The following is a 20,068-nucleotide window of genomic DNA, read 5'->3' on the forward strand; positions in this document are numbered from 1 at the left end:
GTTGCCAAGAGTAACGCTGTCGGTCTTTGATGCAAAGATTCATACGTAAAGCTCAGTATTTTCGTTAATGCAAACCGCGATTGCATTTAATGCCGGTCGGTGCCGGATATTGTTGCCGGATCCGGAAACAAATCACCTGTCATGCCGTCCTGCCATTGGGGATATCTGTGCATGACGGCGGCAAACCTTTGCGACGCGAGAAACGAAGCGAGCCAGGCCTGCAGGCGGGGCCAGGGCCCGGCGTCGAAACGCGCTTTGTCGATGAAGGCAAACTGCCGGACGAACGGCAGGATCGCAAAATCCGCCAGCGACGGGCTTCCGAAGAGCCAGTCATCAGTCTGAGCGTCCAGTTTCTCAAGGAACCCGGAGGCCACCTGCCGGGCCTCTTCCGGATCCGATCCGGGATAGCGGGTTTCATATTTGGTGCGGTCCAGTGCCTCTTTAAACGGACCGTCGGCGTCTTTGATCAGGGAAAATCCTTCCGGCGGCATGTTGAGCCATCCTTCAGGATCGTTCTGCTTCAATGCCCAGATCATGATGTCGAGGCTCTCATCGATCACCCCGGTCTCCATTTGCAGGCAGGGCACTGTGGCACTCGGTGAGGCGCGCAGAAAAGCCGGCGGCTTATCGCGCAGAACGATCTCGCGCAGATGAACATGTACGCCCGACACCGCAAGGGCGAGACGGGCGCGCATTGCATAGGGGCAACGGCGAAATGACCACAGGACAGGCGGCAACGGGCAAAGACCTCCGGATCAGGGCACCTGCGCCCGGAGCGTCCGGAGCGGCGGCATCAGAGGCGGTGTAGCGCGCGGGGGCGCGGGGCTCAACCGCAGGACAGTTGTCGCATCTGGCGCCGCCCCGACGCCGGCGCTAAGCTTGCTTGAAAAAGGGAGAGTATCATGAATCTCAGCAGTCTGGCGCGTGAAGCCGGTGAACGCGGCACGCCGGTCCGCGCTGCCCTCATCGGCGCGGGAAAATTCGGATCAATGTTTCTCAGCCAGGTGCCGACGATCGCGGGGCTCGAAGTTGCTGTCATCGCGGATCTTGATCCCGACAGGGCGCGTGCGGCCTGCCGGGCAGTGGGCTGGGATGACGTGCGTATCGCGGCGACACAGTTCACTGACAGCGGTCCGCAGGCCGTCGCCGCGGATGGCGTGGATGTGGTGATCGAGGCGACCGGCAATCCGCTGGCCGGTATCCGCCATGCACGCGCAGCCATCGCCGCGGGCCGACATGTGGTCATGGTCAATGTTGAAGCCGATGTTCTGGTCGGTCCGACACTGGCCGCCGAAGCGCGGGAGGCGGGTGTGGTCTATTCCATGGCCTATGGTGATCAGCCCGCGCTGGTATCAGAGATGGTGGACTGGGCCCGCGCGACCGGGTTCCGGGTGGCCGCCGCCGGCAAGGGGACGAAATATCTGCCGGCCTATCACAGTGTAACCCCCGATGATGTCTGGTCTCATTACGGTCTGACACCCGAAGAGGCCGCGCGCGCGGGTATGAACCCGCAGATGTTCAATTCCTTTCTCGACGGGACGAAAAGCGCCATCGAGATGGTCGCCATCGCCAATGCCTGCGGGCTGAATGTGCCACAGAACGGGCTGGCTTTTCCGCCCTGCGGTGTGGATGATCTTGCCCGGGTGCTGCGCCCGCGTGATGTCGGCGGCCAGCTTGAGGGGCCGGAAATGGTCGAGACGATCTCCTCTGTGGAACGCGACGGCCGGCCGGTTTTCCGCGATCTGAGATGGGGTGTTTATGTGGTGCTTGAGGCTCCCAATGCCTATGCCGCCGCCTGTTTTCATCAGTACGGGCTGCCGGTGGATGACACCGGACGGTTTGCTGCCATGTATAAACCTTTCCATCTGATTGGCATGGAATTGTCGGTGTCCGTGCTGAGTGCGGCCCTGCGCCGCGAGCCGACCGGTACATCGCGCGAGATGCGGGGCACGGTCGCATCGGTGGCCAAACGCGATCTGAAAGCAGGTGAAATGCTGGACGGCGAAGGCGGCTTTACGGTCTGGGGGAAAGCACAGCCGGTTGCGGCAGCGCGCGATGCGCTGCCCGTCGGGCTCGCGCACGGGGTGAAGGTAACGCGTGATATTGCCGCCGGCGAGACCCTGAAGCTCAGCGATGCAGACCTTGCCGGGGATTCTGTGACTGAACTCTATCGCAGCCTTGTTGCGTCATGATCCGTGCGCAACGAGCAGTGATCCGTTCTTGCGCGCGATCAGGGAGACCAGTTGATGCTTGATGAGACAGCGCGCGGTGTTTTCACCATTGCGGCCACGCCGTTTCTGCCGGACGGGGCCGTTGACTTTGACAGCATCGACAGCCTGACCGACGCGTATCTGCGTCTGGGGGCGACCGGGCTGACCATCCTTGGCATGATGGGCGAGGCAGGCAAGCTTTCGGCGGGGGAATCCGAGGCGATTGTGCGCCGGGTGACGGGCAGGGCCGGCGTGCCGGTCGTGGTCGGCGTCTCGGCCCCCGGGTTTGCCGCGATGAAGGCGCTGGCCGATACCTCGATGCAGGCAGGTGCCGCCGGCGTAATGGTGGCCCCGCCGCCGTCTCTGCGCACCGATGAGCAGATCCTCGGTTATTACCACAACGTGGCTGAAACGCTGGGCGACATACCGTTCGTGTTGCAGGATTTTCCGCTGGCGACCGGTGTGCAGATCCCGGTGCGGGTTATTCTGCAGATCGTACGGGACTGCCCCACCTGCGTCATGCTGAAACACGAAGACTGGCCGGGCCTGGAAAAGATCACCGCCCTGCGCCGCGCGGGTGAAGCCGGTGACAGGCGCATTTCCATTCTGTGTGGCAATGGCGGTATGTACCTGCTGGAAGAGATGCTGCGCGGTGCGGATGGTGCCATGACCGGGTTTGCATATCCGGAGATGATGGCGCAGGTGGTGGCGGCCTGCGAGGCCGGAGAAACCGACCGCGCTCGGGATATATTTGATGCCTATATGCCGATGATCCGCTATGAGGCGCAGCCGGGGCTCGGGCTCGCAATCCGCAAGTATTCGCTGGCAGAACGGGGGTTTATCGCGCATCCCGTGGTGCGCAGACCCGGTGCCGGGTTGAGCCGGGATGCGATGCAGGAGATCGATACGCTTGCCGCCCGACAGGCCATGCGGCTGCAGGCTCTTGATCTGTGAGGGGCCGGGAGGCCGACACGTCGCGGGATGCTGCTGTCGCTGCTGCTGCGGCCGCTTTTGACGACGGGCGGTTTGTGCGGGATCTGGCGACGCTTGTCGCCTTTCCGACTGAAAGCCAGAATCCGGCGCGTGCGGAGGTTCTGACAGCCTACCTCACGGAGGCGATGGTGCCGCGCCTCGGGGCCGCAGGATATACCTGCGGGATTTTCCCGAACGCTGATCCGCGTGGCGGGCCTTTCCTGGTTGCGGAACGTCACGAAGGCTGCGGGCTGCCGACGGTTCTGACCTATGGCCACGGCGATGTCATCCACGGCCAGGAGGGACAGTGGCGCACGGGTCTTGAGCCCTTTGTGCTGAGTGTTGACGGCGAAGAGATTTACGGGCGCGGCACGGCGGACAACAAGGGCCAGCATCTGATCAATATCATGGCGCTGGAACAGGTCATCGCCGTGCGGGGACATCTGGGTTTCAACAGCCGGATCATAATTGAAATGAGCGAAGAGACGGGCTCGGCGGGTCTTGCGGAATTCTTCGGCGCGATGAAGGACCAGCTGTCGGCGGATGTGCTGATCGCCTCGGACGGGCCACGTCTTCAGCCGGACATCCCGACTGTTTTCACCGGATCGCGGGGCGCGGTCAGCTTTGATCTGGTGGCGGATCTGCGCGAAGGCGCGCATCATTCGGGTAACTGGGGCGGTCTGCTGGCCGATCCTGCTATGCTGATCGCTCAGGCGCTCGCGCTGATCACCGATGCCCGCGGGGACCTGCGAATCCCTGAATGGCGCCCCGACAGCCTTACGACCGATGTGCGCGCGGCGCTGCGCGATCTCCCGGTGACAGGTGACGAGGGGCCGGGGCCGGATGAGGACTGGGGCGCGCCGGATCTGAGCCTGGCCGAGCGCGCCTATGGCTGGAACAGTTTTGCAGTGCTCGCCATGACCAGCGGCCGGCCGGATGCTCCCGTCAATGCAATCGCCGGCACGGCCCGCGCCACCTGCCAGCTGCGCTTTGTCACGGGCACCGATACTGCGGCGCTGCTGCCCGCCCTCAGAGCGGTTCTTGACGCGCACGGCCTTGGCCGGGTTGAAATCCGCCCGCATGATGAGGGGTATTTTCCCGCCACACGGCTGGTGCCGGGCCACCCCTGGACGGAGTTTGTCTGCGCGTCTTTGCAGAACACCACGGGAAAGCGTCCGCATCTGCTGCCCAATCTCGCAGGATCACTGCCGAACCACGTGTTCACCGAGGTTCTCGGCATGCCGACCGTCTGGATCCCGCATTCATGGCGCGGCTGCAGTCAGCATGCGCCGGACGAACATATGCGCACGGGTGTCTGCCGCGAGGGGCTGGAGATCATGACCGGTCTGTTCTGGGATATCGGTGCTGCGGATGCCGGTGTGCCGCGCACCGGGGCCTTTGGCACGGCGGGCTGACAGACCGGCCACCTTCGTGATATCTTTCAGTAAGATGTAGATGCACAGGAAACGGGAATGAGCAGAAGGGCGTGTGCTCACATGCACGGAGGCGGGCTGAAGCTGGTGGCCGATGCCGCCGGCGCTGATGATGCCGGCGCCTTTTCCGCCACGCTGTTCGGCAACGGACGTGCGGCCCTTGCAGAAGTGCCGGTCGGGCCCGGACCGCGGGGGCTTCAGGCTGATCTGGAAAATCGTGAAGGGGCCGGAGGCCGTGCGGAGGTTGCCGGCTACAGCCGGCTCGCGCCGCAGGAAGAGGAGACCCGGGACGGGCCGCTGGCAGCTCTTGCCGGTGCGATGGTTTCCTCGGTGCGACCGGCATGGCCCGCAGCAGAGCCCGCACTGCCTTCGGCCTACGTCTATTTTGCTCAGTTCCTCGGCCATGATCTCAGCAGGAGCAATGTTTCAGACCCGGGTGCGCCGCTTAACCTGAATACCGCCGCACTCGATCTCGACACGGTCTTTCCGCCCGAGACAGAACACCTGCAGCACATGGCCGGCGTATATCAGCAGACCGGTGCTCTGGTGGAACAGGGCGTGGCCCTCGGTCGCACGTCCCGCAGCTCATTTGACAGTTTTCTTGACCTGCCAAGGGATACCGACGGCAGGCCACTGACCCCTGATGGCCGCTCTGATGCGAACCTGTTTCTGGCACAGCTGCATGTGGCACTTTTGCGGTACTACATCAGGTTGCGCCGCGACGGGTTGCCTGATCCGGAACAGGGGCTCATCGATGCGGTGCATCAGATTACGCTCTATGATTTCCTGCCACGGATCATCGATGCAGGCACACTTGCTGATGTCATGGCCAACGGGCGCAGGCTGGTAGCACCAGGCATTGCCGATCCTGGACATCTGCTGATCCCTGCGGAGTTTGCCTTTGCCGCTTACCGGTTCGGGCACCCTATGGTACGTGACCGCTACACCTGGTCCCGGACCGGTCCGGGACCCCATTTCATGCCGCAACTGCTGGCGCATACGTTCAACGGAACAAGCCTTGCAATGCATGATGAAGGGCACCGTGTTCTGAGCTTCCGCTGGGAGGCGGACTGGCGCGATTCCGATGCTGAGACTGCGGCTAATGTTGCAGCACCGATCACGCCGGTGCTGTATCACGAGATGGGACAGCTTGATCCGGGTCATCTGAGCGGGCAGCAAGAGCCGGCAAATCTTGCCGGGCTGACGCTTGCGCGCGGGCAGTCTGTGGGGCTGACATCTGCGCAGGGTCTCTGGCAGGCACATCCCGGAATTTTTGGTGGCACACTGCTGACGCCGGAAGAGATCGCTTCAGAGCAGCCTGCGGCCATCGCCGCTGCGCTCACGGAAGGTGTGGCAGGCGACCGGCTCTGCGACCGCACACCACTGTGGTTTTATACCCTGCGCGAGGCGCAGTTTTTCAGCGGTGGCGCGCGGCTCGGCCCGCTTGCCGGCCGGATTGTGGCGGAGACGCTGCATGCTGCAATCTGTGCTGCCCGGAACGGCGCGGTGCCCGCAGAGGGCACTCTGACACTGCCGGACCTGCTCGGGGCGTCGGCTGCACTTGACGCGGGGCCACCGCCCTGATCTGTATTTCACACCAGAGAGGACACTCATTATGCCATCCGTTATTTTCTTTGAGACTGCAGATATGACCCCTGCCGCACGCCGGGAGGGCATGATCTCGGCCGGAAGCGATATCCGGGCCGGATCCGGCGCAGTGGCCGACAAGAACGATGCCGAAGATCTTGTGCAGGGCATCCTCGATAAATTCGCTGACCCGGCCACTGAATGCCATGCGGTGCTGGCAACCACAGGCGATGATTTCAGGGTTCTCGAACGGCAGGCTAACAAATACGCCCTTGAGACGCTGGCCAACCCTGGCACCGTGGTGAACGAGAAGCTTGAACTGCGTGGTGATATTGACGACAAAAACGGCAACACCTTCCGGATGACAGCCGTGGTGCAGCAGAATGCTCAGACTTCTGCCTATGATTATATCTCGCAAACCGTTGTGCCGGATACGATCGCGCTGGTCTCGGACTTTCTGGCCGCTCAGAGCGATGCAAACCGCAAACGCCTCGAAGACTATCTGATCGCGAGCTTTGCCTTCACGCGCTGCCGGTAAGGGCGGAGACCTCGAGCCCGGCAGCCAGCGCGATGGCGCTGGTAAGGCGGGCCGTGTCTTCGGGGCGTCGCAGGGGGTAGGCGCTGATGAACCAGCGCGCTAGGCTGACCGCGTCGAGGGGCACGGAGCCTTCCCAGAGCGGTTTAATCGTCTCAAGCAGGGTATCGAATGCCGCGGCGGCGCTTTCGCGATCCTCAAGGGCCGCATAGCTCGCGGCAAGCCAGCCGTAATTGTCCTTGATGGCGTCGCCGCCCTGCAAAGCGGCATCCGCTGCACCGGAAAAATCACCTGCGAAAAACCGCACCGGAACGCCGTAGCACCACTGCCAGCGGGCCAGAACCGGGGCGGTACGCGCTGTTTTCTCAAAGAGATCCCGCGCCCTTTCTGCGCGGCCAAAAAATGCAAACCCCATCGCAGCTGAAATTACCGTGCGCGAACTGGTGGGGTTGAGGGTTGTCGCCAGATCAAGGTGAACGGTCCCCAGATCGTAATGGCCTGCCATCGCCGAAGCCCAGGCAAAGGCAAGCTGTCCGCGGGCGTCCAGCGGATCAAGCTCAGTTGCGCGCACGGCGGTTGCCAGTGCGCGGCGGGTGTCTTCGTCGCTGCGGCTGAGCCCGGGGCGTACGATGTGGCGCACATTATAAATGCTGGCGAGGCTGGCATAGGCCGGCGCAAAGGCCGGATCGCGTTCCAGCAGGTTTTCCAGAAGTGTCGCGGCCTCGGTTTCGGCATCCGCGTCCCAGCGCGCCAGCAGCCCCTCGGCGCGCATCCAGTCATCAAACTGCGAGGATGACGTCCCGCCAAAGGCCCGCGCGACGCGGTCTGCGGAGACATAGACTTCGGCACGGGCGGCGACGCGGGCGACAAGCTGCTCCTGAGACCGCTTCCAGTCCGCGCCCGATGCAAGCCGTTCCTGCCAGAGCACAGCGCCATCGCTGGTGCGGGTAAAGGAAAAGGTGGCGTGCTGTTCATCGACCCGCGCGGTCAGCAGGTAATCCCCGCCGTCGCGCCCGGAGGATTCTGCGACATACCATTCGCGAAACCGGGACAGCGCAGCCACCACGTCAGACCGCAGTCCGGCGGCCAGATCGGTGTTGCTGTCGCTGGCAGAAAAAGCACCGACACGCAGATCGGGTCGGCGGGTGTCTGCCAGACTGCCGGGCGGGACGGCATCGGCTGCATCGCCTGCACGGATCTCAGCGATCAGTGCCTCGGTCTCGGCTGAGGGCGCCATATCGTAGCGACCGGTCAGCCAGTCACGCAGCCGTTCATATTCCTGCATGGCCATTGCGCGGTTGCCGAGCGCGTTATAGTGCCGGATCAGCACCCGCGCGGCAGGCTCGTGGCCGGGTTCAATCAGCAGCAGCGCCTCGGCGGCCACCCGAGCGCCGTCTTCTTCTGCGCGGAACCGTTTCAGACAGACCTCAAGCGCGCCGGCGGCCTCGCGACGCCAGCGCCCGCGCATCACCCGGGCCCAGCCTGCAAGCGAGCCGCCCTGATCCCCCAGACCCGGCGCAAGTTCCACATCCCAGTCGATCCCGCGCACCAGTTTGGGGTCGACTGCACCGGACCTGGTGTCCTGGGGCAGTTCATACAGATCGACACGCACGACCGACTGATCGACACCGATCGTGCCTTCGTCGTGCAGGCGCAGCCCGGCGGCCCCGGCCCGCCGGAAGGCACGCGCCAGAGTGCGGCGGGCCGCTTCGAGACCTGCGGCGTCTTCGGGATCGCCCATCAGGGCCGCGCACTGGGTGCGCTGCTGCGGGTCCGGCCCGCCCAGCACCAGAATACCCAGAAGGATCCGCGCGCGCTCAGAGCGCAGCTCAACCCTCGCGCCATCTTCCGACGATATGTGCAGGCTGCCGATCACGGTCACATCCGCGGGCAGGGAGGCCGGTTCATTGCGCCCGGGTGAATAATCATAGGCGGTGATATTCTCACCGATATTGCGCAGGACGACCGGGCCGCGACCGCTGAAATCACGAGCAAAGGTTTCGGCCCGGCGAAACGCGGCACCGGAGATGGTGATGCCGCCCGGGGGTGCTATCCCCTCAAGCCGTGCTGCGATATTAACTGCATGTCCGTAGATATCGGCATTGCCGAAATGCACCGGGCCAAAGTGCACGCCGATGCGAAAACCGTGCCGGATACCAGGCGTGTCAGGCTCGGCGCGCTGAAAGCCGATTGCAAAAGTCAGAGCAGCAGGCACAGTGGCGAAATGGGCCACAAAACCATCCCCGGTTGTTTTCACAACCTCGCCGCCGACGGCTTCGACGGCATCGCGCGCCTCGGTGAGCCGTGCGGCGATATAGGCAACGGTGGCGGGTTCGTTCTCGCGCATGTGCCGGCTGAAACCGGCAAGGTCGGCAAAAAGGATCGCTCGTTGGGACATCATTCCTCCGGTCGCGCGGTGCAGAAACTATGCCTTTTAACGCTTGGGTTGAAAACAGTTTTATGACAGCAACCGGACCTGATCTTGCGCGGATGGCGGCACTTTTCACGCCGCACTGGTTTGAAGCCCCCGATCTGCCGGTGCATCTGGTGGCGGTGGTTCCGGGTGATGCGGCTGTGGCGCTGTCCGGTTTTCCGGCGGCGGCTCTGCCGGTCACGGGGCGCGTGGCATCAGGTCGTGGGCTCACCCGCGAGGACGCGCTGCGGCGGGCCCTGGGCGAGGCGGCAGAGCTCGTATCGTGCTGTCGCAACGGGGATGCGGACACCGGGCGTGCAGCCCCGGTGGGAGGCAGGCTCGACCGCACAGAGGTTTTGCGGTTCTCTCAGGCGCAGTATGCTGCGCATGAGGCCTGGAATGCGCGCTGGGGCGACGAAGACCTATGGCCGGGCGCGCCGGGCCGGGATGTCACATGGCACGAAGGCGTGGATCTGCTGACCGGCCGCGCGGTGTCCGCGCCTTCGGATCTGGTGTGGATCGGAGGTGACGGGACAGGGGCCCTGAACCCTTCAGGAAGCGAGGGCTGTGCATCGGGCAGGGACCATAATGCAGCCGTTGCCGCAGCCCTTGCGGAGCTCTTCGAGAGTGATGCGATCGGCCGATGGTGGTGGGGTGGCGTCCGCGCGCGGGCGCTGCCGCTGTCGCTGCTGGAAGATACACCGGATCTGTTGCGCGCGATCGGCGCGCGGGCACGGGAGACAACACTGATGATCCTGGCCGCGCCGCAGGCTCCGCATTGCGTGGCGGCCGTCAGCAGTGACCCGGACGGCGGCGCCATCGCCTGCGGATTTGCGGCGCGCACAGATCTGCGAGACGCAGCACTTGCCGCCACGCTGGAACTGGCCGACAGCGAATTCCGGATCCGAATGGCGCAGCATCATGGCCCGGAGCATCCGCTGGCGCCATGGATCGCGGGCATGAACCGCGCCGATCCCCGGTTCAGTCCTGAGGGGACAGCGGACCTGCTGTGCACAACACCCGGGTTGACAGACTGCTGTGAAGCACGGGGCGGGACGCTTGCTGTCTTTGATATGACGCGGGCGCAGTTTGCAGCGCCCGTTGTTCGGATCATCGCACCTGGCTTTGTCTCACAGCGACCGAGGTTCCTGAACCTGCCGTCTTCCGACGCACTGTTACCGGCGCTGACCGGTACCGCAGTCGCGCCAGGACGACAGATCGCACTGCCGTTGCTGGTATAGAGCCCGGAAGGCAGGCTCAGGGCGCGGTAAAGTGATCGGGAAAGACCGTCGCCAGATAGGTCCGGATCTGCGCGCGCGCGTCCTTGCGGGTCAGATCGCGCGGATACATCAGGATATGCAGGCAAAAACCGTCGTACATCACCTCAAGGGTCTGCGCCACGACACGTGCATTCACCGATGTGTACCCACCGTCGCGGCAGATTTCTTCGCAAAGCTGCAGAGACAGTGCGAAGCGCCGGGTATCAATCCTATCGATCAGATCGCGGTAGACGGCGCGGCGCCTGGCTTCTCCGAAAAAGGCATACCAGACGGCCAGCTTTCCGGGGGTGCATATTTTTGCATGGAAATGCGCGTCGGCAATCGCCAGTAGTTTTTCAGCGGCACTCAGACCTGCATTACTGTACTCCCTGAACCATTTGTCGTGATGCTCCTGCGCGAGATAGACGATGGTCTCTTCGTAAAGCTTTTGTTTGCTGTCGAAGTGAAAGTTCACGATCCCGGTGGACAGCCCTGCCTTGCCGGCGATCATCGCCATCGTGGTCCCGGATATACCATGCCGGGCGATACAGGAGATGGTGGCGTCGATCAGCTGCGACCGCCGTACCTCGCGGGGGGCTGTCCGGGATCGTCCACCGGCGGGAGTTTCGCGCTCAGACATAGTATCTTCCGTCACAGAGAGGTATCCACCATACCGCTTAAGGCGTGGCAGCGACATGCGGAACCGCATAAAAGGTACGAATTTTCCGGCAGCCCCGAAGACCCCCGGCGGCAAAACCGCTCCGGGTGAAATTTCACAAGCGGGGGGCGTTGCCATCGGACGCCGAACCCGCCATGCTGATCAGCAGCAGATGCACCGTTTTCAGCATCGCCCGGGCCACGTCACGGCGTGCCGGGATCACGTCAGAGACAGGACAGAACTATGAGATATGAAAGGCCCGGGAGCCTCGAAGATGCGTCAGCTATGCTCGCAGGCGAAGCCGGTATCAGCCGCATTCTGGCAGGCGGCACGGATGTGCTTGTTCAGATGAAATCGGAAATCGTCGAGCCCGATCTGATCGTGGATCTAAAGCACCTTGGTGGCATGCGCAGCATCGTGGCAGAGGATGGCGGGTTCCGTGTCGGCGCCGCTGTTTCGGGCGCGCAACTGAACGAGCACGCGGATTTCTGTGCGCTCTGGCCTGGCGTGGCCGAAGCGCTGGATCTGATCGGATCAACGCAGATCCAGGGCCGCGCGACGATGACCGGAAACCTGTGCAACGGCTCGCCCGCTGCAGACAGTGTTCCGGCGCTGGTCGCGGCCGGTGCAACCGTCCGTATCCAGGGCACCGGCGGCACACGCGACTGCCCGGTTGCGGATATCCCGAGCGGACCGGGCAAAACCACGCTGGAAAAGGGCGACATCGTTGCATCGGTTTTTCTGCCGGCGCGCCCGGAGCGGGCAGGGGATGCCTATCTGCGATTTATCCCGCGCACCGAAATGGATATTGCTGTGGCATCGGCTGCTGTCAGCCTGGAGCTTGATGAGGCCGGTGTGATTTCTGCCGCCCGCGTCGCTCTGGGTGCTGTGGCGCCCACCGTCAGACTGGTTGAGGACGCGGGGAAAGCCATCACCGGCACAAAGCTCGGAGATGATGCGGTTGCAGCGCTTGTGGCAGCGGTCGAAGCCGCCTGCAGCCCGATTTCCGATAAACGCGGAACGGTTGAGTTCCGGACGAAAACAGCCGGTGTACTGGCCAGACGCGCCGCCCGCACCGCTTACGCACGCGCAGGAGGCTGATCCCGTGAAAAAGATGCATATCTCAACGACCATCAATGGCGATGAAACCGAATTTGTCTGTGCGCCGGATGAAACACTGCTCGACGTGTTGCGGGACAGACTGGCACTGACCGGCGCCAAAGAAGGCTGTGGCACCGGCGATTGCGGGGCCTGCAGTGTGACGCTGAACGGGCGGCTTGTCTGTTCCTGTCTGGTACTTGGTGCCGAGGCAGACGCCGCCGAAATCGGAACCATCGAAGGCATGGCAACAGGTGACAACCTGCATGTGCTGCAGCGTGTGTTTATTGAAAAAGCGGCCCTTCAGTGTGGCATCTGCACCCCGGGTATTCTGGTCGCGGCAAAGGCGCTGCTGGAGAAAAATCCCGATCCGTCTGAGACCGAAATCCGGTACTGGCTGGCGGGCAATCTCTGCCGCTGCACCGGATATGACAAAATTATTCAGGCGGTACAGGTTGCCGCCGCTGAGATGAGGAGCGCATAACATGGCTTTTGACGCAGGGCGCGAACGCGAATTCAAGATCGTCGGAACCCGTGTTGCACGGCCTGACGGCATCGACAAAGTCACCGGCAAGGCACTTTACGGTGCGGATATGACAGCACCCGGCATGCTGCACGGCCGCATTCTGCGCAGCCCGCACGCGCATGCGCGCATCGTTTCTATCGACACATCGGCGGCTGAAGCGCTGAAAGGCGTGAAAGCGGTGGTTACTTCGGCTGATCTGACCCGGCCCGACGATGAGGGCCTCGCCGATATCGCTGACAACTGTCTGGCGCGCGACAAGGCACTTTATGACGGTCACGCGATTGCGGCTGTGGCCGCGGTGGACAAGTCCGTCGCCCGGGAAGCGATCCGCCTTATCAGGGTCGAATACGAAGTGCTGCCTCATGTGACAGACGTCGACGAGGCTATGAAGCCCGGCGCGCCGGTGGTGCAGTCTGGTCGTTCGGACGAAACAGTAGGCGACAGTTTCTCTGAAAACGTCACCAGCCATTTTGAGTTTGGCCACGGTGATGTAGATGCCGGTTTTTCCCGCGCGGACAAGGTGATACAGCGCACTTTTAAGACGGCTGCGACCCATCAGGGCTATATCGAACCTCATGCCTGCCTGGCCTCTGTGGGGCCTGACGGGCGCGGTGATCTGTGGTGCTGTACCCAGGGTCAGTTCAACGTGCGCACGATCTGCGCGGAACTGATGGGCATGGAAGCGAGCAACCTGCGCGTGACCGCCTCCGAGATCGGCGGTGGCTTTGGCGGCAAGACAACCGTTTTCATCGAACCTGTGGCACTAGCGCTGGCGCGTAAATCGGGCCGGCCGGTGAAAATCGTGATGAGCCGCGAAGAGGTGTTTCGCGCAACAGGGCCGACCGTTTCCTCATCCATCGACGTGAAAATAGGGATGACCAGCGACGGACGTATCACAGCAGGCCAGTCCCGGCTGCGCTATCAGGGTGGCGCGTTCCCCTGCGGCACGGTCGAGTTTGGCGCTCAGGCGGCCTTCGCGGCCTATGATCTGGATGCCGTGCAGACGCTGGGCTGGAATGTGATGACCAACCGGCCCAAAGAGGTGGCTTACCGCGCACCGGGCGCGCCGATGGCGATCTATGCGGTCGAAAGCGTGGTGGATGAGCTCTGCCAGGAGCTTTCACTTGATCCGCTGGACACACGCATCCTGAACGCAGCGCGCAAGGGCACGCTGTCTTCCTATGGGCCCACTTTCAACGAGATCGGACTACTGGCCACGCTGGAGGCAGCAAAGGAGCATCCGCATTACACCGCTCCTTTGGGCGAAAACCAGGGGCGGGGGCTGTCCTGTGGCTTCTGGTTCAATTTCGGTGGCAATACCTGCGTATCGCTTAACCTCAATTCCGATGGCACCGTGGGCGTGGTCGAAGGCAACCCCGATATCGGCGGCTCGCGCGCATCGATCACCATGATGGCGGCTGAGGAACTTGGCATTCCCTATGACCGGGTCCGCACCGTGATCACCGATACAAACTCCATTGGATTCAACGATGTAACCGATGGCAGCCGGGTGACATTTGCTGTCGGACTGGCCACGATCGAGGCGGCACGTGCGGCCATCCGCGAGATGTGCAGCCGGGTCGCAAAGATCTGGGGCATCGACGAAGAGGCGGTGGTCTGGGAAGACGGCTACGCCAAACCTTCGGGGCCGAATGCCGGCGAGTTCGAGCCGATGAGCATCGCCGAAATCGCGGCGACCGCCGACAACACCGGGGGGCCCATTGCCGGTCACTTTGAGGTCAACGCCGACGGCGCAGGCGTCAGCTTTGGCGTCCATCTGGTGGATACCGAAGTTGACCCCGAGACCGGCACCACAAAGGTGCTGCGCTACACGATCTTTCAGGATGCCGGCAAGGCCGTGCACCCCGATTACGTCGAAGGGCAGATGCAGGGCGGTGCCGTGCAGGGCATCGGATGGGCGCTCAACGAGGAATATATCTATGGCGAGGACGGGCGTCTGCAGAACGCAGGCTTTCTGGATTACCGCATTCCGGTCGCCTCGGACCTGCCCTCGATTGAAACGGTCATTCTTGAGATCCCCAACCCGGGCCACCCATACGGGGTGCGCGGTGTGGGCGAGACGCCGATTGTGCCGCCGCTTGCAGCGATCTCCAACGCGGTCTCAAGGGCCACGGGCGTACGCATGACGGAACTGCCGATGTCGCCGCCGCGCCTTTTGAAAGCGATGTCGCAGAAAGGCTGATCTCATGGTGCGGGTCAAGCTCTGGGGATCGCTGCGGAGCATGGCGGATGGCGAGGAGTTCGTGGAAGTCGAAGCCACGAACTTCAAGCAACTGCTTGATGCACTTGCGGAAAAACACCCCGGGCTCGCGCCGCAGATCAGACGCGGTGTGTCGTTATCACTGGATGGTGTGATCTATCGTGACGCCTGGTTCACCCCGGTCAGTGCTGAGAATGAGATCGTTCTGATGCCCTATATGGTCGGCGGCTGACGCCAGCCCGGGTGGTCAGTCTTCTCCGTCGAAATCAACGTGCAGGTGTGTGCCGGACGGGTCTTCGAGATTGACCTGAGTGATCCGGGTGCCCGGCACCGTTCGGATCTCAAACGGAACCCCGCGTTCCGTAAGTTTATCCGTAAAACCAGTGAGACCGGTGGCACGAAAAGCGAAATGTTCCAGTGAGGTTTCGTTTCTGCTCAGCGCGGCCCCGGTCTCAATCAGATGCACAACTGCGGTATCTCCGATGTAAAGCCAGACACCCGGAAAGCCGAAATCCGGGCGGGGGCCGGGCGTCAGGCCAAGAATATCCTGATACCAGGCCGCGAGTGCCGCAGCGTCTGCGGTACGCAGGTTTACATGGTCCAGAGCTGTCAGCATGCCGTCTTCCCCTCATCCGGTGGCGCCGCTGACATAGTGTAAATCACGAACCGGGGTGCCGGCAATCAGATCGCGGGTCACCGCCCCGACCGCTCGGACCGTGCACAGATGGCGAGCGCGGACAGGGCCGCCCGAAGGCGCAGGCTTTGGCCCAGAAAACTCTGTCCCTCCCGGGGTGCCGCGGATATGTCTTAGAACAAAGCGTCCGGGGAGCCGTCACATGAAAATACTATTTTGTACCGTATTCTGTCTTGTCTGGAGTGTGGCCGCGTCTGCTCAGGAGAGTGTTGAACTGGTGCCGCGGCCGGCACGTGTGATGACCGTCGCCGAAAGCCCGCAGCGGGTCGAACGGCGTTATCCTGCGATTGTTCTGTCCTCGCAGGAGGCAGTTCTGTCCTTCAAAGTGTCCGGCGAAGTGATCGAACTGCCGGTGCGGGCGGCGGATAATGTCAAAGCCGGGGATGTGATTGCCCGTATCGACCCGGAACCTTTCGAAGAGGCAGTTGCACAGCTGGAAAGCCAGATCGATCAGGCCGTTGCACAACTCAGAGAACTGCGCACAGGCGCGCGCGACGAGGAAGTGTCAGCACTGGAAGCGAATGTTGCAGCCGCCAAGGCACAGCTTGACCAGGCCGCAGAGCAGCTGGAGCGGACCCGCGAGCTTGAATCGCGCGGCGTCGTTTCCAAAGCGCGGCTTGATCAGGACCGGGCGGCAGCCGATGTGGCCGCAGCCGGATACCAGGCGGCGGTTGAACAGCTTGCAATCGGCGTGGCCGGCGGGCGCGAAGAAGACATCGCAGGTCAGGAAGCGATTATCCGCGGTCTGGAAAGCCAGGCGCGGACCGCCCGGACCAACCTCAGCGACACAACACTCCGCGCGCCCTTCAACGGGGTGATCGCGCGTCGCAACATCGACAATTTCACCAATGTCTCTGCCGGCAGTCAGGTTGTTCTGCTGCAGGCCCTGGCCAAGGTCGATCTGGCGTTCGACGTGCCGGGTCCGGACGTGCTGATCTGGAGCAGCGGCGAGGAAGTGCGCTCGCATGTCCTGCTGGAAGCGCGCCCCGGGGCCCTTATCGAGGCGGAACTGGTCGAGTTTTCCACCCAGGCCGATATTGGTACACAGACCTACCGCGCGCGCGTCTCCATAGACGTGCCCGAGGGCGCACAGGTGCTGCCGGGCATGGTAGGCACCGTCGTGGTCAGCACCCGGCAGGCTGTGCCGGATGCCATCACGGTCCCGCTCTCGGCGGTAACGGCGTCAGGTGACGGTGCTGCCTTTGTCTGGATCGTGGACCCCGACAGTAACACTGTGACGGCCCGTCCGGTGTCGACCGGGGACATCACCGGCGAGGAAGTCGTGGTGCGCGACGGTCTTACCGCAGGGGACCGGATCGTGACTGCGGGCGTGACCTTTCTGCGCGAAGGGGCGGTGATCCGCCCGGTTACGCAGATCGGGAACTGAGCATATGGATCTTGCCCGCTTTGCCATTGAAAAGCGCCTGATCTCGGCGCTTGCAACGATCCTCATCCTTTTTGGCGGCTATTTTGCCTATACGGCGCTGCCCCGTTTCGAGGATCCGGAGTTCATTATCCGCACGGCGCAGATTGTGACACCCTATCCCGGCGCCAGTGCTGAAGAGGTTGCGGACGAGGTAACCGAGGTCGTCGAGAACGCGCTGCAGCAGCTGGCCGGCGTCAAGGAGGTGAAATCCATCTCCATGTCAGGGCGCAGTCAGGTTACGGTCGAATTTACCATTGCCTCGACCAAAAACCGTGATCAGCTGGCACAGAAATTCACTCAGATGCGTGCCAAGGTCAGTGATGTGCAGGGCTCTCTGCCGCCCAATGCGCTTACCAGTCAGATCTTTGACGATTACGGCGATGTCTACGCGCTCTATTTTGCGATCACCGGCGAGGGGTATTCGCTTTCTGAGATATATGAATATGGCAAGGATCTGCAGCGCGAACTGGTAATCGTCGAAGGCGTGTCCAAGGTGGTGCTGAGCGGCGTGCAGAACGAGGTGATTTTCGTCGAATATGAACCGGCACGGCTGATTGAGCTGGGGCTTGCGCCCACGCAGGTGGCAGGATTGCTGGAAGGTCAGAACCTCGTAACGCCCGCCGGGTCGCTCAGTGCAGGACCGGCGCGTCTCACAGTGCGCGCGCCTGCGGCCGTCGATTCCATCGCGGCGATTGAAAACCTGGTGCTGGTCAACCCGCAGAACGGGGCCTCATACCGGCTGCGTGACATCGCGACTGTCCGGCGCGGATACGAAGATCCGCCCACCAGCATGCTCTTCCGCAACGGCAAACCAGCCATCGGTCTGGGGATCTCGAACAACATCGGCGGCAATGTCGTCAACATGGGTGATAAGGTCAAAGCGCGCATGGATGCGCTGATTTCCGAACGTCCCATCGGTATCGAGATTGAAACGATATCGGATCAGTCTTCCTCGGTGCGCGCCTCGGTCAATGATTTTGTGATGAACGTCGTTCTTGCGCTGGCGATTGTCGTCGGCACCCTGCTGGTGTTCATGGGGCTGCGTTCGGGGTTGCTGATGGGGGGGATCCTGCTCGTAACCGTGGCAGGCACGTTGCTCGGCATGTATTTTTACGGGCTCGATATGCAGCGGATCTCACTGGGAGCGCTGATTATTGCGCTCGGGATGCTGGTCGATAACGCAATTGTCGTTGTCGAAGGCACGCTGGTGAGAGTGCAGAAAGGCGAAGACCCTGCACCCGCTTCCATCGCCGTTGTGAACCAGACAAAATGGCCTCTGCTCGGGGGGACGATCGTTGGTTTTCTGGCCTTTTCGCCGATCGGGTTTTCGCCTGACAATACCGGTGAATACGCGGGCAGCCTGTTCTGGACGGTCAGCATTGCGCTGCTCTTTTCCTGGCTTGTTGCGATCTGGCTCACGCCATACTTCTGCACGCTGCTGCTGAAACCGGGCAAGGCTGACGAAAAGGGTGAGAACTTCATTCTGCGCGGCTACAGGCGGTTTCTGCATCTCGCGATCCGCATCCGCTGGGTCACCATCGCCATCGTGGTCGGGCTCTTTGTTTCGGCGGTTGCGATGTTCTCGATGGTGCCGCCCGGGTTCTTTCCGGCCTCAACACGTACGCAGTTCGTGGTGGATTATTTCCTGCCCGAAGGGGCGGATATCGAACTGACCCGCCAGCATATGACAGAGATTTCTGAGCACGCGCGCAGTCTGCCGGGGGTCACGGGTACGAACACAACTGTTGGCGGCGGGCATCTGCGGTTCATGCTGACCTATGAGGCGGGCGATCCGAGCTCGGCATACGGCCAGATCCTTGTGGACGTGGAGGAATACCGGCAGATCGCGGATCTGATCCCGCAGATGCAGAACTGGATTGATGAACGATTCCCGGCCGGCAACGCAAAGGTCTGGAAATTCCTCCTTGGTCCGGGTGGGGGCGCCAAGATCGAAGCCCGCTTTTACGGCCCCGATGCCATTGTGCTGCGCGAGCTTGCTGGGGCTGCCAAAGAGGTCATGGCAGAGAAGGGCGCCATCGCGATCAAAGATGACTGGGAAGCGATGCGCCCGGTGATCCGGCCGGTGATTAATATCGAAAACGCGCGCCGGCTCGGGCTTTCTCAGGGGGATATTCTGACGGCCGTGAACGGTCATCTTGTCGGCACGCAGATCGGCATTTACCGAGAGGCGGAAGAGCTCCGTCCGATCGTGATGCGGCCCTTTGGCCGGGCGCGCGATGATGCCGCCAAGCTCCAGGATGTGCAGATTTTCAGCAATTCTGCCGGGGCTTATGTGCCGATCGCTCAGGTCGTGGACCGGTTTGAGCTGGTCTTCGAGAACAGCCGCCTGCGTCGTTTTGACAGGAGCCTCGCAATCACCGCACAGTCTGACCCGCCGCAGGGCATGCTGTCAGGGGATCTCTTTGAGGCTGTGCGGGGGCCGGTTGATGCGATGACGCTGCCGCCCGGGTACTGGATGACCTGGGAAGGCGAATACGGCAGCAGCAGCGAGGCCAACGAGGGCCTTGCCGCCACAATGCCGATCGGTATCGGCGCGATGGTCGTTGTGGTGCTTTTGCTCTTTAACGCGATCCGGCAGCCGCTGATCATCTGGCTCACCGTGCCGCTGGCCCTGATCGGCGTGATCTGGGGGCTGGCGCTGAGCGGGACGGCGCTTGAGTTCATGGCCATCCTCGGGATCTTGTCTCTCGCCGGTATGCTGATCAAAAACGCGATCGTCCTGATCGATGAGACCGACAGTCAGATCGGCGCCGGCAAAGAACGTATGCGCGCCGTCATTGATGCTGCGGTCAGCCGCGTACGGCCGGTGTCGCTGGGGGTGCTGACAACCGTTCTCGGGGTGATCCCGCTGCTCTGGGATCCGTTTTTCAAATCCCTGGCGGTGGTGATCATCTGCGGTCTGAGCTTTGCGACGCTGCTGACGCTGATCGTCGTACCGGTGCTTTATACGGTGTTTTTCCGCATCAGCCCGGGCGCGGATGCTGAGGTCCCCGCGGAGTGAAACCGCGGGGCCGC

16 protein-coding genes are annotated in these 20,068 nt (G+C 62.5%); 12 read left to right on the plus strand and 4 right to left on the minus strand.

Annotated features, from left to right (window positions below; translation table 11 throughout):
* Positions 1-86 precede the first annotated feature (86 nt).
* Positions 87-737: a glutathione S-transferase gene (locus G3256_RS08230; RefSeq protein ID WP_169640357.1), complete on the minus strand. Its 651-nt coding sequence runs from the start codon at positions 735-737 to the stop codon at positions 87-89.
* 165 nt (positions 738-902) lie between these two features.
* Between G3256_RS08230 and G3256_RS08235 the strand changes: the two genes are divergently transcribed.
* From G3256_RS08235 to G3256_RS08255, 5 genes are read left to right on the plus strand one after another with little or no spacing between them, the layout of a single operon-like run.
* Positions 903-2,192, plus strand: a complete 1,290-nt coding sequence (locus tag G3256_RS08235; protein ID WP_169640358.1) for an NAD(P)H-dependent oxidoreductase — start codon at positions 903-905, stop codon at positions 2,190-2,192.
* Between the two features lie 54 nt (positions 2,193-2,246).
* The gene (locus G3256_RS08240; RefSeq protein ID WP_169640359.1) at positions 2,247-3,164 is read left to right on the plus strand and encodes a dihydrodipicolinate synthase family protein; all 918 of its coding nucleotides are present in this window, start codon (positions 2,247-2,249) and stop codon (positions 3,162-3,164) included.
* Entirely contained in the window at positions 3,161-4,597 is a 1,437-nt protein-coding gene (locus tag G3256_RS08245; RefSeq protein ID WP_169640360.1) for a M20 family metallopeptidase, read from the plus strand. The genes G3256_RS08240 and G3256_RS08245 overlap by 4 nt, the downstream gene beginning before the upstream one ends.
* Positions 4,598-4,654: 57 nt before the next feature.
* Positions 4,655-6,199, plus strand: a complete 1,545-nt coding sequence (locus G3256_RS08250) for a peroxidase family protein (RefSeq protein WP_169640361.1) — start codon at positions 4,655-4,657, stop codon at positions 6,197-6,199.
* Between the two features lie 31 nt (positions 6,200-6,230).
* The gene (locus G3256_RS08255; protein WP_169640362.1) at positions 6,231-6,740 is read left to right on the plus strand and encodes a hypothetical protein; all 510 of its coding nucleotides are present in this window, start codon (positions 6,231-6,233) and stop codon (positions 6,738-6,740) included.
* On the opposite strand, the gene G3256_RS08260 is transcribed toward G3256_RS08255, so the two are convergent.
* Positions 6,724-9,135 carry an adenylate/guanylate cyclase domain-containing protein gene (locus G3256_RS08260; RefSeq protein ID WP_206040805.1) on the minus strand — a complete coding sequence of 804 codons (2,412 nt, stop codon included), beginning with the start codon at positions 9,133-9,135 and terminating at the stop codon, positions 6,724-6,726. The genes G3256_RS08255 and G3256_RS08260 overlap by 17 nt on opposite strands.
* A gap of 62 nt (positions 9,136-9,197) precedes the next feature.
* Between G3256_RS08260 and G3256_RS08265 the strand changes: the two genes are divergently transcribed.
* Positions 9,198-10,391, plus strand: a complete 1,194-nt coding sequence (locus G3256_RS08265; RefSeq protein WP_169640364.1) for a YcaO-like family protein — start codon at positions 9,198-9,200, stop codon at positions 10,389-10,391.
* 16 nt (positions 10,392-10,407) lie between these two features.
* Here the strand turns inward: G3256_RS08265 and G3256_RS08270 are convergent, their stop codons facing one another.
* Positions 10,408-11,049, minus strand: a complete 642-nt coding sequence (locus G3256_RS08270) for a TetR family transcriptional regulator C-terminal domain-containing protein (protein WP_169640365.1) — start codon at positions 11,047-11,049, stop codon at positions 10,408-10,410.
* Positions 11,050-11,310: 261 nt separating this feature from the next.
* Between G3256_RS08270 and G3256_RS08275 the strand changes: the two genes are divergently transcribed.
* From G3256_RS08275 to G3256_RS08290, 4 genes are read left to right on the plus strand one after another with little or no spacing between them, the layout of a single operon-like run.
* A complete protein-coding gene (locus G3256_RS08275) occupies positions 11,311-12,168 on the plus strand; it encodes an FAD binding domain-containing protein (protein WP_169640366.1) in 858 nt (285 codons plus the stop codon).
* A gap of 13 nt (positions 12,169-12,181) precedes the next feature.
* Positions 12,182-12,649: a (2Fe-2S)-binding protein gene (locus G3256_RS08280; RefSeq protein ID WP_425501554.1), complete on the plus strand. Its 468-nt coding sequence runs from the start codon at positions 12,182-12,184 to the stop codon at positions 12,647-12,649.
* A gap of 1 nt (position 12,650) precedes the next feature.
* A complete protein-coding gene (locus G3256_RS08285) occupies positions 12,651-14,894 on the plus strand; it encodes a xanthine dehydrogenase family protein molybdopterin-binding subunit (RefSeq protein ID WP_169640368.1) in 2,244 nt (747 codons plus the stop codon).
* Positions 14,895-14,898: 4 nt separating this feature from the next.
* On the plus strand, positions 14,899-15,144 hold the full coding sequence (locus G3256_RS08290; protein ID WP_169640369.1) for a MoaD/ThiS family protein: 246 nt from the start codon (positions 14,899-14,901) through the stop codon (positions 15,142-15,144).
* Between the two features lie 15 nt (positions 15,145-15,159).
* Here G3256_RS08290 and G3256_RS08295 read toward each other — a convergent pair whose 3' ends face one another.
* A complete protein-coding gene (locus tag G3256_RS08295; protein WP_169640370.1) occupies positions 15,160-15,528 on the minus strand; it encodes a VOC family protein in 369 nt (122 codons plus the stop codon).
* A gap of 220 nt (positions 15,529-15,748) precedes the next feature.
* On the opposite strand from G3256_RS08295, the gene G3256_RS08300 reads away from it, so the two are divergent.
* Both G3256_RS08300 and G3256_RS08305 read left to right on the plus strand, forming a co-directional pair.
* Entirely contained in the window at positions 15,749-16,993 is a 1,245-nt protein-coding gene (locus G3256_RS08300) for an efflux RND transporter periplasmic adaptor subunit (protein WP_169640371.1), read from the plus strand.
* Positions 16,994-16,997: 4 nt separating this feature from the next.
* On the plus strand, positions 16,998-20,054 hold the full coding sequence (locus G3256_RS08305; RefSeq protein ID WP_169640372.1) for an efflux RND transporter permease subunit: 3,057 nt from the start codon (positions 16,998-17,000) through the stop codon (positions 20,052-20,054).
* Positions 20,055-20,068 lie beyond the last annotated feature (14 nt).

It is taken from the genome of Roseobacter ponti, assembly GCF_012932215.1.
In the GTDB taxonomy this organism is placed as follows: Bacteria; Pseudomonadota; Alphaproteobacteria; order Rhodobacterales; family Rhodobacteraceae; genus Roseobacter; species Roseobacter ponti.

Bases quoted from the DNA above. Each gene is read 5' to 3' on its own strand.
- G3256_RS08235 (WP_169640358.1), top strand. From the start codon at position 903: ATGAATCTCAGCAGTCTGGCGCGTGAAGCCGGTGAACGCGGCACGCCG.
- G3256_RS08240 (WP_169640359.1), top strand. From the start codon at position 2,247: ATGCTTGATGAGACAGCGCGCGGTGTTTTCACCATTGCGGCCACGCCG.
- G3256_RS08250 (WP_169640361.1), top strand. From the start codon at position 4,655: ATGAGCAGAAGGGCGTGTGCTCACATGCACGGAGGCGGGCTGAAGCTG.
- G3256_RS08255 (WP_169640362.1), top strand. From the start codon at position 6,231: ATGCCATCCGTTATTTTCTTTGAGACTGCAGATATGACCCCTGCCGCA.
- G3256_RS08260 (WP_206040805.1), bottom strand. From the start codon at position 9,135: ATGTCCCAACGAGCGATCCTTTTTGCCGACCTTGCCGGTTTCAGCCGG.
- G3256_RS08265 (WP_169640364.1), top strand. From the start codon at position 9,198: ATGACAGCAACCGGACCTGATCTTGCGCGGATGGCGGCACTTTTCACG.
- G3256_RS08270 (WP_169640365.1), bottom strand. From the start codon at position 11,049: ATGTCTGAGCGCGAAACTCCCGCCGGTGGACGATCCCGGACAGCCCCC.
- G3256_RS08275 (WP_169640366.1), top strand. From the start codon at position 11,311: ATGAGATATGAAAGGCCCGGGAGCCTCGAAGATGCGTCAGCTATGCTC.
- G3256_RS08280 (WP_425501554.1), top strand. From the start codon at position 12,182: ATGCATATCTCAACGACCATCAATGGCGATGAAACCGAATTTGTCTGT.
- G3256_RS08285 (WP_169640368.1), top strand. From the start codon at position 12,651: ATGGCTTTTGACGCAGGGCGCGAACGCGAATTCAAGATCGTCGGAACC.
- G3256_RS08290 (WP_169640369.1), top strand. From the start codon at position 14,899: ATGGTGCGGGTCAAGCTCTGGGGATCGCTGCGGAGCATGGCGGATGGC.
- G3256_RS08295 (WP_169640370.1), bottom strand. From the start codon at position 15,528: ATGCTGACAGCTCTGGACCATGTAAACCTGCGTACCGCAGACGCTGCG.
- G3256_RS08300 (WP_169640371.1), top strand. From the start codon at position 15,749: ATGAAAATACTATTTTGTACCGTATTCTGTCTTGTCTGGAGTGTGGCC.
- G3256_RS08305 (WP_169640372.1), top strand. From the start codon at position 16,998: ATGGATCTTGCCCGCTTTGCCATTGAAAAGCGCCTGATCTCGGCGCTT.